This is a genomic window from Profundicola chukchiensis (assembly GCF_029664245.1).
GTDB lineage: Bacteria > Bacteroidota > Bacteroidia > Flavobacteriales > Weeksellaceae > Profundicola > Profundicola chukchiensis.
In genome coordinates this window covers 87,754-101,531 of sequence record NZ_JANAIE010000001.1, presented here as the reverse complement: position 1 = coordinate 101,531, position 13,778 = coordinate 87,754, and the positions used below count along the sequence as shown (strand labels likewise).

At 35.3% G+C, this 13,778-nt stretch carries 10 protein-coding genes and 2 pseudogenes; 9 read left to right on the top strand and 3 right to left on the bottom strand.

Annotation, left to right across the window (positions count from 1 at the left end):
- Positions 1-207: 207 nt before the first annotated feature.
- The 3 genes and pseudogenes from NLM59_RS11930 to NLM59_RS11920 all read right to left on the bottom strand — a co-directional run.
- The gene (locus NLM59_RS11930) at positions 208-423 is read right to left on the bottom strand and encodes a T9SS type A sorting domain-containing protein (protein WP_407986202.1); all 216 of its coding nucleotides are present in this window, start codon (positions 421-423) and stop codon (positions 208-210) included.
- Positions 424-720: 297 nt separating this feature from the next.
- Positions 721-831 (bottom strand): annotated as a pseudogene (locus NLM59_RS11925) (thrombospondin type 3 repeat-containing protein); the annotation flags it as partial.
- A 945-nt stretch (positions 832-1,776) separates the two neighbouring features.
- Positions 1,777-3,816 (bottom strand): annotated as a pseudogene (locus NLM59_RS11920) (GEVED domain-containing protein); the annotation flags it as partial.
- 810 nt (positions 3,817-4,626) lie between these two features.
- Between NLM59_RS11920 and NLM59_RS00395 the strand changes: the two are divergent.
- The 9 genes from NLM59_RS00395 to NLM59_RS00355 all read left to right on the top strand — a co-directional run bounded on the left by NLM59_RS00395 (position 4,627) and on the right by NLM59_RS00355 (position 13,774).
- Complete coding sequence (locus NLM59_RS00395; RefSeq protein ID WP_304415755.1) at positions 4,627-5,442, top strand: 2,3,4,5-tetrahydropyridine-2,6-dicarboxylate N-succinyltransferase; 816 nt, start codon at positions 4,627-4,629, stop codon at positions 5,440-5,442.
- Between the two features lie 22 nt (positions 5,443-5,464).
- The gene (locus NLM59_RS00390; RefSeq protein WP_304415754.1) at positions 5,465-7,318 is read left to right on the top strand and encodes a glycosyltransferase; all 1,854 of its coding nucleotides are present in this window, start codon (positions 5,465-5,467) and stop codon (positions 7,316-7,318) included.
- The gene (locus NLM59_RS00385; protein WP_304415753.1) at positions 7,303-8,076 is read left to right on the top strand and encodes a glycosyltransferase domain-containing protein; all 774 of its coding nucleotides are present in this window, start codon (positions 7,303-7,305) and stop codon (positions 8,074-8,076) included. The genes NLM59_RS00390 and NLM59_RS00385 overlap by 16 nt, the downstream gene beginning before the upstream one ends.
- A complete protein-coding gene (locus NLM59_RS00380) occupies positions 8,073-9,008 on the top strand; it encodes a glycosyltransferase family protein (protein WP_304415752.1) in 936 nt (311 codons plus the stop codon). The genes NLM59_RS00385 and NLM59_RS00380 overlap by 4 nt, the downstream gene beginning before the upstream one ends.
- Positions 9,005-9,967, top strand: coding sequence for a hypothetical protein (locus NLM59_RS00375; protein WP_304415751.1), 963 nt, complete (start codon positions 9,005-9,007; stop codon positions 9,965-9,967). Before NLM59_RS00380 ends, NLM59_RS00375 begins: the two co-directional genes overlap by 4 nt.
- Before the next feature lie 80 nt (positions 9,968-10,047).
- Positions 10,048-10,974 carry a hypothetical protein gene (locus NLM59_RS00370; protein WP_304415750.1) on the top strand — a complete coding sequence of 309 codons (927 nt, stop codon included), beginning with the start codon at positions 10,048-10,050 and terminating at the stop codon, positions 10,972-10,974.
- Positions 10,975-11,054: 80 nt separating this feature from the next.
- Positions 11,055-11,603 (top strand): L-threonylcarbamoyladenylate synthase, encoded by a 549-nt coding sequence (locus tag NLM59_RS00365; protein WP_304415749.1) that lies wholly within the window; start codon positions 11,055-11,057, stop codon positions 11,601-11,603.
- 216 nt (positions 11,604-11,819) lie between these two features.
- On the top strand, positions 11,820-13,256 hold the full coding sequence (locus NLM59_RS00360) for a CCA tRNA nucleotidyltransferase (protein WP_304415748.1): 1,437 nt from the start codon (positions 11,820-11,822) through the stop codon (positions 13,254-13,256).
- Positions 13,253-13,774, top strand: a complete 522-nt coding sequence (locus NLM59_RS00355; protein WP_304415747.1) for an IS1096 element passenger TnpR family protein — start codon at positions 13,253-13,255, stop codon at positions 13,772-13,774. Before NLM59_RS00360 ends, NLM59_RS00355 begins: the two co-directional genes overlap by 4 nt.
- Positions 13,775-13,778 lie beyond the last annotated feature (4 nt).

The window sequence follows — 13,778 nt, the reverse complement described above, 5'->3', positions numbered from 1 at the left end:
TTGTATGAACGGCAAGAAATATTGTATAAACGGTAAGGAATGCTGTATAAACGGTAAATTAGTCTAATTCAACCTCCTCCAACTTTTGTGCTAAAACTTTATATATTAGGGTTGGGTTTAAATTATAGTCAAAAAGCATTTAAGTTTATACAAAAAAATAAGCCGCTCATTGAGCGGCTTATTTATCTATTTAAGGGTTAATAATAATTACTTTTTAATCACTTGATCGTAGTGGATATTACCTTCTGTATCTATAACTCTTAAGTTATATTTACCAGTTGGTAGTCCTGTCATATCAAATTGATTGTCATTGGTGTTGAATGTTTTCACATGTCCACCATTCATATCAAATACTTCGATAGTTTTAGCCTCTACTTTAGAAATCTTCACGATTGCAATAGCAGGGTTAGGCGTAATGTCCATTCTTGGAGTCCTTCTAGCGCCTGTTTCGAAGGTTGGAAGGAAGTAAGGACCTGCCCAAGGGCTAAATGATCCATCATCACAGATTGTTCTCAACCAAACATCGTATTCAAATGCAGGAACCAAAGCATACTGCGTATGCGGAACGGTCATGTCATTCATACCATACATTGGATAAGGGCGTAATGGTCTACCTGCTCTGTTCGCAGAACCTTGATAATGCCACACAGAGTTACCAGCATTGAAGGTAGCCGTTGTAGGGCTAGTTCTAGCTAATTCTACCATGTATGGAACGTCACATTCCTCACAAGCATCACCAATACCATCGCCGTTTCCATCAGCTTGATCTGGGTTGTAAACGCTAGGACAGTTGTCGATATCATCTGGAATACCATCTCCATCCATATCATTTTGTTCAACTGGCGTACCAACACACTCACAGTCTTCCGTAACAACATCATTTTCTGTCATGTCATCACCGTCATCACAACTATCACCAATGTTAGCTTGTAAGCTAGGACAGTCAAATTCAGGTTCCACAATGATTGGCGTACCAACACATTCACAGTCTTCTGTAACAACATCATTTTCTGTCATGTCATCACCGTCATCACAACTATCTCCGATGTTAGCTTCTAAGCTAGGGCAGTCGAATTCAGGTTCAACAATGATTGGCGTACCAGCACATTCACAGTCTTCTGTAACAACATCATTTTCTGTTGTGTCATCACCGTCATCACAACTATCGCCAATGTTAGCTTGTAGTTCAGGACAGTCAAATTCAGGTTCCACAATGATTGGAATACCAACACATTCACAGTCTTCTGTAACAACATCATATTCTGTCATGTCATCACCGTCATCACAACTATCGCCAATATTAGCTTGCAAGCTAGGGCAGTCGAATTCAGGTTCAACAATGATTGGCGTACCAACACACTCACAGTCTTCTGTAACAACATCATTTTCTGTTGTGTCATCACTGTCATCACAACTATCGCCAATGTTAGCTTGTAATTCAGGGCAGTCGAATTCAGGAGTTGCTTCATTAGTTGTAAATTCCCCATTATATTCCCACTCGCTGCTAGCATCTGTACAGATAGTACGTAAATAAACTCTATAAGTGGTACTTGAATCTAATCCCATTGCATCATACATTGGTGTTTCAGAAACTGTATCTATCATACCTTCATCTGCGCTTAAACCTCCAGTAACAAGAGAAATCTCCCACATATTATCACCATCATTAGCTGGTGACCAAGTGATATTGGCAGAACTTTCTGTAATATCATTAACGGTGATTCCTAATGGAGATTCACATTCTACTGGCTCCTCCGAACTCACATTAACAGTATAATCTTCTGCTTGACCATATCCTGATGTATTACAAGGAGTGGGAACAGTAAGAAATCTCTTAATAACTCGCATACGCGTATTACCAGCTATTGCCGATTCAGGTACTGCAATCATTCCTTCAGAACTAATATCATCTTCACCAGTTGAACTTATAATATCTGGAAGTGAATACATTTCATTAGAACCTGCAGCATTATCAAAAATACCATCTTGATTCCAATCTATATAAACGACTACTCTAGATGTATAATTACCATCTGTATTTCCTTTAACTTCAATAGCATATTCATTGCCTGCGTTTACAAAAGCTGTTTGGGCTGTAAAATCCTCCCAAGCTGGACTTCCGTCGATAGTTGCATCCGAAGTGTTATCAATTCCAGCAAATCCAACATAAGTAATTGGTTCAACTGCATTGGAGAAATTCACATCACAATAACATTCATTTATATTTGAATTAATACTTAAAGTAACTTCATTTGAAGTATCAGAATTACCTTCAGAACAATTTACAACAAACTGATAAGATGTTGGTGCATTAATACCATCTTGAACTGTATAAGATGTACTGTTGGCGCCTGCAATGTCTGTCCATTCACCATCTATCAAGACTTGCCACTGTCCTGAAAGTCCGGTAATGTTCTCCTCATCCATTGTGCTGCCTTCTGAAGTTAAGGTGAATGATTGGCCTGCACAAACTTCATTACTGCTAGAGCTAGCTACTCCAGCGTCCACATCGTTACATAATACTGGTGGACTCGCACATTCAATACCAATGGTTATATCACCAGTTGTAGTGTTATTTGAACCATAGTGAGCCACATATACTAAATACGTTTGATTTATTTCTGTGGATTCAATCGTATAAGTTTCCGTGTTACCAGAAAGTGCTAGATCTCTACACACTATACTTACCAAGTCCCCATAAACCTCAAAATTAATAGACATTTCGTGATCGAAAGTGGCTGAAGAATTTACAGTAATATCTCCACCAGTACCTTCAAATGAGAACCAGAGACCCTTATTTCCCATTGAACAACCTGTAGTATTCGTTGCAATGCTCGTAGTTGATGAATGCGTTGAAGGGTCATCGTTACATGTTAATTCAATAGGGTTTTCCTGTGTAGATCCTGCAGGAGGAATAATTCCTTCGCACTCACAGTTTTCATTTACAACATCATTAAAAGTGTCTGGATTGTCATCGTCGCATGTATCACCAATATTAGCCTGTAGTGTTGGACAATCATAATCAACACAAGTAAGTCCAACTACAATCGTTCCAGCATTGTCGCTAGAGTAATAAGGTCTTACCCTGAAGTAATAAGTTCCAGCTTCTGTTACGGTAAAGTTTTCTGGACCGTCTTTACAAGCAGCTGCTTGTACTAAATTTCCACAATCATCACCAACAAAAAGTTGAACAACTGCGTCAAAATTTGAAGTCTCTGCTACTGTATATATCTGAGAACCATCTGAAGTAAATGTAAACCATACATCACTTGTGCCCGAGCCATAGCAGCTATCATTTACAGATTCCGTTGCTCCAATCAAAGTTTGCGTAATTACATCTCCACATGCTAATGTCGTAGCAGTACATGCTTCATCATTCGTAGCAGCTGGAATACCTTCGCATTCACAGTTTTCGTTAATAGTATCATTAGAAGTTGTTGCATCACCATCATCACAAGAATCTCCAATGTTAGCTTGAAGATTTGGACAATCCCAAACTGCTTCTGTAGTTACATTAAATGTATAATCTTCAAACTCACCATAAGTAAATCCAGTCTCACATGGATCGATATTACCAGTAGAACTTAGCCAATGACTAACTATTCTCATTGTAGTCTGTCCTGTTAGAGCAGAAGTAGGGACCGTAAAGGAACCTACATGATTGTCTAAATAACCATTAGAGGCATAAGCTACTTCTGTGGAAGTATCAAATACACCATCCTGATTCCAATCAACCCAAATTCTGAATCCAGCAGTACCACCATTTACACCTGCAGTGAAATTTACTGACTCACCTCTTCCTTGAGAAACTGTCATCGAATTAAACTCACCATAACCACCTTCAGAAAAACCAGAGTTTAAATTAGAAATTCCTGGACTAGTAGTAAAGTTATTAATGTACCTACCAGAATTAGTTCCTTCAGGGGTACAATAAGGTTCAGCTAAAGTTGCCGAGTTATTCGCATAAAACACATGGTTGAAGTTACCATCGTATTTAAATGCTGTTTCTGGACCAAATGCCCGCGTTTGAAACATAGACCAACCCTTGGTCTGGGTTTCAAACGTAAAGTTGTTAGTTCCTGAAAACATTAACGTGCTACTGACCACCGTTAACATCCAGAAGTAAAAGTTCTTCATAATATAAAAGTTTTAATTGTGAACTATCAAATATATGGATATATACGTATAAAACAAATATATTTATTGAATTCGATATATGCTTTGCTATATTTTGAGAATATGATAATTTAAGAGATGAGCCGATTTAGAAAATTATTTTTTACGAATGTTAAATTTTATTGGATTTTTAACAAAACATTGGCGCTTTTAGTTAATTCCTTTGCGGAAAGTATATTTTAAGAAAGTTTATTTTTTTGTCGAGATTTCTTAATTAGTTCAATTTAAAACAATTAGGTGTGTTAAGACTTAGGGTGTTTTATTGTTGAGGAATGCATAATTTATAATTAAATTATCAATGATGCATTTAGTTTTAAAAAATACAGACTCCCGACCCAAACTCAAGCTTAACTGCTCACATTCCTTTTAATTCTTAAATAAAATTAATTTGCCTATTTTCGAGGCTTTTAAGAATTAGAAATTATCTTTGTAAAATTAGAAAATACGAACATGCAAGAACTTCAACAGATTATCAATGATACTTGGGAAAACAGGGATTTATTGAAAGATAAAAAAAATCAAGATGCCATTAGAAAAGTAGTAGATATGTTGGATCTAGGAGAGCTACGTGTGGCAGAGCCTAGTGAAGGTGGTTGGACAGTGAATGAATGGGTGAAGAAAGCAGTTGTAATGTATTTTCCGATTCAAGAAATGGAAACCATTGAAGTAGGCCCTTTTGAGTTTCATGATAAAATTCCATTAAAGAAAGATTATGCTGCTAAAGGAGTGCGCGTAGTACCTCATGCGATTGCTAGACATGGTGCTTTTGTAGCTAAAGGAGTAATCATGATGCCTTCTTATGTAAATATAGGTGCATATGTAGACGAGGGAACCATGGTAGATACTTGGGCTACAGTGGGTAGTTGTGCACAGATTGGTAAAGGCGTTCACTTAAGTGGAGGGGTAGGAATTGGTGGGGTTTTAGAGCCATTGCAAGCTGCTCCTGTAATCATTGAAGACAATGCATTTATTGGTTCTCGTTGTATTGTAGTAGAAGGTGTTAGGGTTGGAACAGAAGCCGTTTTAGGAGCTAATGTTGTTTTAACAGCTTCAACTAAAATCATCGATGTAACCGGTGATGAGCCAAAAGAAATTAAAGGATATGTGCCACCTAGATCTGTGGTGATTCCAGGTAGTTATACCAAAAAATTCCCAGCAGGTGAGTACCAAGTTCCTTGTGCTCTGATTATTGGTCAAAGAAAAGCTTCTACAGATAAAAAGACTTCTTTAAACGAAGCTTTGAGAACGCATAATGTTGCTGTTTAATTAATTTCTTGTATCGGTATTGTTGAAGAAGATTTTAATCATACAAAATAAATTCATTGGTGATGTCTTGGCTTCGTCGGTCATTGCCAATAATTTAAAGAAGATTTACCCTAATAGCGAAATTCATTTTTTCTGTTATAAACAGGCTTTAGATGTGCTAAAAGGAAATCCTAATATCGATAGGGTAATATCTTTTGATGATGTAGAATTAAAAAAGTTTAAAGTTCTTAAGCAATATGCTAGCCTCATTCGTAAAGAAAACTACGATATCCTGATTGATCCTTATGCCAAGTTACAGAGTCGATACATCACTTGGCGTTCTGGAGCTAAACAACGCGTGAGTTATAACAAGCCTATTTTCCGACATTTATATACGGATTTGATAAATCAAGCAGATACTACTCAAATGGGTTATTGCAAAGCCCTGGAGGATCGTTTGAAGTTATTAAAACCTTTTTGTGAGGACTTAACGCAGTTGGATTTTAGTTTTAAATTATTTCTTTCTGAAGAGGAAAAAGAAGAAGGCAAGCAACTCATGCAAGATGCTGGCTTAGATTTGAGTCGTCCTAGTTTTATGTTAGGAATTCTAGGAAGTAGTCCTGTTAAATCATGGAGTCTAGAGAGAATGGCTCAGCTCATTGAATTCATTCAGGAGTATTATGACGTGAATATTCTCTTTAATTATATTCCTAAACAGCAAGAATCAGTTGATTTAATCTTAAAGAACTTAAAGTCTAAAGATAAAATCTATCCTCATTTAATTGGGAAAAGTGTACGCGAGTATCTAAAAATAATGTCGAATTGTGATGCCTACATTGGAAACGAAGGTGGCGGAATCAATATGGCTAAGGCTTTAGATAAAAAAACTTTTAGTATTTACTCTCCTCATAAATTCCCAGAAATTTGGGGATGTATGGAAAATAAGGTAGAGCACTCGAGTGTTCATTTAAGACAACTTCGACCAGATTTATACATTAAACCGGATCTGAAATTATACGAGGAAAAGGCTGCAACTTATTATGATTTGCTAACGGAGGATTTTGTGATAGAAAAACTTTCAGAATTCTTAAGTCAAAATTTCCCTCAGTTTCAGTCTCAGCAAATAGTTCCGTCTCAACATCAAAATATCTCGGCATTGGTAATCACTAAAAACGAGGAAGAGAATATTTTGGCATATTTATCGGAGGTGGATAAATTTGCTGATGAAATTATTGTGGTAGATTCATTTAGTACGGATAGAACCGTAGAGTTGGCTAAAAGAAATTCGAAAGTGAAAGTCTATCAGCGCAAATTCGATAACTTCTCTAGTCAGAGAAATTTTGCCTTAGAAAAAGCTCAATATGACTGGATAACCTTTTATGACGCCGACGAAAGATTGCCGCAAGCCTTAATCGCAGAGATTTTACATACCGTGAGAACAGAAAAGGAAATTAGCTCTTTTTATAATTATAGAAAATTCTATGTTCAAAATAACCGCTTGAAATACAGTGGTTGGCAAAATGATAAAGCGATTCGATTATTTAGAAAATCATGTTGTCGATATAAAGATGAGTTCTTAGTGCATGAAATTCTAGAATGTGATAAAAAGCCTGGTAAGCTTAAAACAAAACTAGATCATTACTCTTATAAGTCTTTTGATAATTATAAGGAGAAACTCTTCTTTTACTCTCAATTAAGAGCTCAAGAATTGTATGAAAAACGAGTGAAGCCTAATTTCTTTCATTTTTATATTAAACCTGGATTCAGGTTTTTCCATCATTATGTGTTGAGATTTGGTTTCTTAGATGGTCTTGTTGGTTTTAAAATGTCTAAATTACTCGCGGATTACGTACACAAAAGATATGTGTATCTAGATGAATTATGGGAAAACCAATAAACAAGAAAGTAATTTATACAGCTATTTTTGGGGATCAATGTGGACTTGTTCCGCAACCTAAAATAGAGGGTTTCGATTTTATTTGTTTTACCGATCAATCTAACCTACAAGCAATTCCTTGGAAAGTAATTCAAGTCACGCCTTACGATGCTACAGATTTTACACGTTCTAACCGTCAAATTAAAATATTGGCACATCAGTTTGTGGGCGAATACGAAACAAGTATTTATATAGATGCCAATTTTCTGATTGTTGGCGATATGAATCACTTGCTTCAGAAGAGTTTAGAACATCACAATATGGCAGCATTTAGTCATGCGCAGACCTTTCCAGACATCAGAAATTGCATTTACGAAGAAGGTCGGGCCATCAAAGATTTACATGAACAAGGTCTATATTTTAAAGATGACTTATCTATTATCGATAATCATTTAAAATTTTTAAAAAGTGAAAATTATCCAGCTGATAATGGACTTATAAAAGGAGGATGCTTAGTTAGAAATCATAACCATCTTGAAGTCATTAAATTAATGGAAGATTGGTGGTATATGGTAGAAAACTATAGCAAAAGGGACCAAATGAGTTTTAATTATGTCGCTTGGAAAAATAATTTTGAATTTGCGACGATTCCAGGTGATATAAGGCGAGGAAATCCTTATATCTATTGGTTAGGCGACATGAGAAAAAATTGGACAAACAAAGTTCGAAAAGTTTATTTTAAAAGAAAGTTGGGTTTAATCAAGATTCCAAAAGCATGAAAATTCTACTTATTTCTAGTTATATCTTCGGATACATGGATTTTGCAGTGGAAGAAATGAAACGCCAAGGTCATGAGGTGGAAGTTTTGTACTATGAAGATGCACCGCTTAAATTTGAATACAAAAATATCTTTCATAAGATTAGCGCGGGAATAGGTAAGTTGTTTGGCGAAAATGCTAAAAAGAAAGCTCGTGAAAAAGCATTAAAAAAAACATTAAGTAATAAAGCATTTGATTATACCCTAATTATCCACGGACAATACCTAAATCAAGAAACACATGTTTTTCTAAAGTCCATTTCTAAAAAATATGTTGCTTATTTTTTTGATAGTTTGGCAAAAATGCCACAACAAAAAACGATTGCGCCGCATTTCGACAAAGTTTTTTCTTATGAGCCAATTGATTGTGAGGTAGAAGGATACCAATTCATTACCAACTTTATTCCTTCAACAAATTACAAATCTAGTGAATATGATTATACGGTTTTTAATGTAGGTGGAATAGACGAGAGATATTCCAAAATTCAACAATTAGCTTCCTATTTAAAGAATCACAACATATCCTTTAAATTCATGCTTTTCAACCAAAAGAAATTCGATAACTTTCAACAAATCAAAGAAAAACTTACTGTTCACGAAGTCTTGCCCTACATTAAAAGTTGTAAAATCATGCTAGATATTCAAAGACCTATTCAAAATGGTTTGACATTCCGTGTTTTTGAAGCAATCGGAAATGAAAAAAAGCTCATCACAACCAATAAAGATATTGTTAATTACGAATTTTATCATCCACAAAATATACTTTTATTAGACTGGGACAAAATGCACATCCCAAAAGAATTCTTTGAAGTTGATTATGTTCCTGTTTCAGACGAATTTGTGACTCCATACAAAGTAGAAAATTGGGTTAAAAAAGTATTGTATACGAAATGAAAATTACGCTGATTAGTTGGGATAATTTAGGATACATTTCTTTGGTAGATAAAGAGATGAAACGACAAGGTCACACGGTAAATCATATAAAAATGAACGAGCTAAGTTATAGCTATCCTAATTTCTTTATCAAATTTGTAAATGCTTTCACAAAAACACTCTTTAATTATAACTTCAAAAGAGAAAAATTAGCGCAAAACATTGAAAAAGAGATTAATGAAATGCCTAGGCAAGATTTGATACTTGTAGTGAGTTCTGATTGGTTACCGCAAGAAACAATCAAAAAATTAAAGAAAAAAACAGATAAGATAATCGCATGGTTTTACGACGCTGTCGCCAATTATCCACGAATTCCAAAAATGATTTATTATTTTGACAAAGTTTATACTTTTGAACCAAAAGATGCAGAAAATTATGACATTGATTTTTTGCCTAATTTTAACCCATACAATGAGTTGCAGTTTTGTGAAAAAAAGAAAAATTACCTTTTTCATATCAGTTCTCAAAGAAAAAACCGTAAAGAAATATTGACCAAAATTGCGCAACAGCTCAAATCTTCTAAAATTCCGTATGATATTTTTTTGATTTCAAAAAAACCAGAAAATAACGATTTCATCCAAATCCAAACTAAAGGAATTCCTCTACAAAAAGTATATGAAAAATTAGAAGAAGCATCTTTTCAAATTGATATTCAGAGAGATAGGCAGTCAGGGGTTTCTTTTAGAATTTTTGAAGCTATGGGCTTGCAGCAAAAAGTAATAACGACCAATCAAGACATTGAAAATTACGACTTTTTCAACCCTAATAATATTCATATATTAAAAAATGATTCGAAAATCCCAATCGACTTTTTAACAACACCTTATGAGGATATTCCTAACGAAATTTACAAAAAATACACAATAGAGAACTGGGTAAAACAAATAACATTGAAGAATGATTTAAGTCATTTTTTATAGCAAAAAGGGATTGTAAATTTGAATCATAATTTAAAATTTACATTATAAAAAATTTAATTTTCAAAGTATGGTTTGCTGTAATGGCATTGAGTATTACTTTCTCATGCAATAGCTATGATGAAGATGAGTTTACGTTAAGTGAAGAATTACAATCTTCAAATAATAAAGTCAAGGCTAAAGTTTATAATGGAATATTAACTTTGGATAGTTTTGATGATTTTATGTATTATTACAATGAATTGGATAAGGGTAATGAATTGGTAATTAGTGAATTAAATCAACTAAATTATTCAAGTCTATTGAAAAAGAATTTTCTTAGTAAAAATGATATTTCTATTAATGAATTTTATTCAAACAGTATTAGTAGATTATTTAATTCAGACTATAAAATTATCATTTCAGGCGAAGTAATCACCTTAAATAATAATAAATTTATTACAAAAGACAATTTAGTTTTAGGGAGGATTGTTAATCACGATTTAAATACATCAACAAAACGTATGGATATTTTTGATTTACGTGATTGGCAGCAAAATTATATTACTGGTTCTTATAATACAGGTGCTACTCTCAGAAGGATGTATTGTTGGATGAGAAATGAAGCTATTGTGTGGAATGGCACTTACACTAGCAGTAAAATAAAGTTAGCAATTGCTTTACAACACCATTCGAGAAGTCTTTGGACTGGAAGATGGTATGATAGTTCAGATGTTTATAGAATAGGTTTCAGTTCTGCTCCACCTTATCAAGTTACAGATTCATGGATTTACGCTTCGGATATACCAATGACTTCTTACTCACCTACCCCGGCTCAAATGACAATTGTACAAGGTATACAGGATTACGTTCTTGCTTCGGCAAATCTTAAAGGGTTGGTTAATAATTTGGGTAAAGATTATGATTTCTATTGGAGTGGTCAATTATGGTTTTACAAACAATCAGATAATGGTGCCAGCAACTGGGATATGTATGATTCAATTAATATAGAAGCAAATTGGCAAGAATAGAATTTCAAATTCATTGATTAGTCGCCTATAATTGTAGGCGACTATTTCTGTTATAAAGTTCAATGTTTTCTAAATCATATATGCAACAAATCACAGAAATCCTACAAAATTCAGGCGTAATTCTCACGCCCACAGACACCACTTTTGGTCTGAGTTGTCTTGCTTTTGACCAAAAAGCCATTGTCAAACTCAACCAATTAAAACACAGGCCCGACAATAAATCCTATATTTTGCTAGTCGACAGCGATGCTAGTTTACAGAAATATGTAGACGTGCCCGATTTAGCTTGGGACATCATTGATTTATCCGAAAAACCCGTAACCATAGTTTACGAGAAAATCCTCGAGTTGCCAGACTTTCTATTGTCTCCCGAAGGCACTATCGCCATTCGAGTGGTAAAATATCCCTTGTTGCAACGTCTTATTCAACGTAGCAAACAACCATTAATTTCCACTTCGGCTAATATTGCTGGCGAAGCTGCCCCAACGAATTATCAGCAGATCTCAAATCAAATTCTTGAACAAGTAGACTACATTATGCCCGAAGCCCAAAACTTTGTACCCGAATTCCCATCCTCGTCGCTGATTCAAATCACGCACGATTTTCAGGTTAAAGTTTTAAGAACTTAAAAAAATAAATATGATTAGGGCGGTTGAAGCTGCTTTCCGCGGCAATCTTTCCTTCTTTTGCCAACAAAATATCTCATCCAGAGGAGCTTCTAGGGTCGCTCTCTGTATTTCGTATTTTGTAGTGCCCAAAGAAAGAAAAGGATTTTTGCTACAATCAGCACCGCAGTCTTTCGTCTAAAACCTATATTTCAGATAACAAATTTATATCTTTGCCCCATGAATTTGAAAGATGCTCTGGAGGAGCCACTTTTTCAGGAAATTGGAAAGGTCGGAGATCAATTAGCCCAAAAAACATTTGTGATTGGAGGATTCGTACGTGATCATATTTTGCAACGGCCTGGCAAGAAAGATATAGATATCGTTACCGAGGGAAGCGGAATAGAACTAGCGCGCAAAGTAGCTCAGCGTCTACCCAATCAACCCAAGGTTTCTGTATTTAAGCGCTTTGGGACCGCTATGTTTCGCTATCAAGGCGTAGACTGGGAATTTGTGGGTGCTAGAAAAGAAAGTTATTCAGAAGATAGCCGAAATCCTGCGGTAGAAAATGGTAGTATTCAAGACGACCAACTTCGACGAGATTTTACCATCAATGCCTTGGCGATTTCCTTAAATCAAGAAACTTATGGCGAATTTGTAGATCCTTTTGAAGGCCTACAAGACCTTGAAAGCAAAATGATTCGCACACCTTTGGATCCTGATATTACTTTTTCAGACGATCCCTTGCGCATGATGCGCGCCATTCGTTTTGCAGCACAACTAGGTTTTGATATCAATCACACCGAATTTGCTGCGATTCAAGATAAATCCGATCGATTAAAAATCGTTTCAAAGGAACGCATCATGGATGAGTTCAATAAGATTTTAATGACCGATAAACCATCTGTAGGTTTAATCATGCTAGATCAGGCTAAACTTTTAGAGAAATTCTTACCGGAATTAGTAGCGCTTAAAGGAATAGAAGAAATAGAAGGTCAGCGACATAAAGATAATTTCTATCACACTTTTGAAGTGGTTGATAATATCTCAAAAAACACCGATAACTTATGGCTTCGTTGGGCAGCTTTATTACACGACATTGGAAAAGCACCTACCAAGAAATTCCATAAAAAAATCGGGTGGACATTCCATTCCCATGAATTTGTGGGAAGTAAAATGGTTCCAAAGTTATTCAGAAGGCTTAAATTACCAATGGGCCAAGAAATGAAATACGTTAAAAAGTTGGTGATGCTAAGTTCGCGCCCCATTGCCTTGGTGAGCGAAACTGCTACAGATGCTGCTTTAAGACGACTATTATTTGATGCTGGTGATGATTTAGAGGATTTATTTATCCTGTGTAAAGCAGACATCACGACCAAGAATAACAAAAAACAAAAGCGTTTTACTGAAAACTTTATCCTGGTAGAGCAAAAAATTAAAGAAGTAGAGGATAGGGATCACGTAAGAAACTTTCAGCCGCCTATTAGTGGAGAGGATATCATGCAAGCTTTTGATATTAAGCCTTGTCCGGCAGTGGGTAAAATTAAAAACCAAATAAAAGAAGCCATTTTGGAAGGCGATTTGCACAACAATCGCGAAGATGCCTATAAGTATATGATTGCTTTGGGTGAGAAAATGGGAATGACGCAAACAAACAGCAATAAAATCAGCAAATGACAATAACCAAACTAAGAATAATACTAGAGGCAGAGGAAGACGTTTTCAGAGATATTGAAATCAAAGACGATCAAACGCTTCTAGAATTGCACAAGGGAATCAAAAAAGCCTTTGAAATGGAAGGAGAGGAAATGGCATCTTTTTATCTTTCTAATGATGATTGGTTTCAAGGAAGCGAAATTCCATTGATGGATATCTCGGAAGAAGAGGCAGCCGAAACCATGGCTGATATCACCGTGGGACAAGTGATTCCACAAAAAGGAAATAAAATGATCTTTGTTTATGATTTCCTTTCACTTTGGACTTTCTATGTTGAAGTTGTGGAAACTGATGTAATTTCTGTAAATTCTGAATTTCCAGCCGTTGTATTCAGCTATGGGCAAAGACCCGAAGAAGCGCCAGAAAAGGATTTATTAGGTGAATTAGACATCGACTCGGAGTTCGATTTTGACGATGAAGACGAAGATGATGATCCTTATGGATTTGGTGGTGATTATAGCTCTAATGGCTATTGGTAAAATA

Coding starts and splice junctions, on each gene's coding strand:
- NLM59_RS00355 (WP_304415747.1), top strand. CDS start 13,253: ATGACAATAACCAAACTAAGAATAATACTAGAGGCAGAGGAAGACGTT.
- NLM59_RS00380 (WP_304415752.1), top strand. CDS start 8,073: ATGAAAATTCTACTTATTTCTAGTTATATCTTCGGATACATGGATTTT.
- NLM59_RS00385 (WP_304415753.1), top strand. CDS start 7,303: ATGGGAAAACCAATAAACAAGAAAGTAATTTATACAGCTATTTTTGGG.
- NLM59_RS00365 (WP_304415749.1), top strand. CDS start 11,055: ATGCAACAAATCACAGAAATCCTACAAAATTCAGGCGTAATTCTCACG.
- NLM59_RS00395 (WP_304415755.1), top strand. CDS start 4,627: ATGCAAGAACTTCAACAGATTATCAATGATACTTGGGAAAACAGGGAT.
- NLM59_RS11930 (WP_407986202.1), bottom strand. CDS start 423: ATGGACATTACGCCTAACCCTGCTATTGCAATCGTGAAGATTTCTAAA.
- NLM59_RS00375 (WP_304415751.1), top strand. CDS start 9,005: ATGAAAATTACGCTGATTAGTTGGGATAATTTAGGATACATTTCTTTG.
- NLM59_RS00360 (WP_304415748.1), top strand. CDS start 11,820: ATGAATTTGAAAGATGCTCTGGAGGAGCCACTTTTTCAGGAAATTGGA.
- NLM59_RS00370 (WP_304415750.1), top strand. CDS start 10,048: ATGGCATTGAGTATTACTTTCTCATGCAATAGCTATGATGAAGATGAG.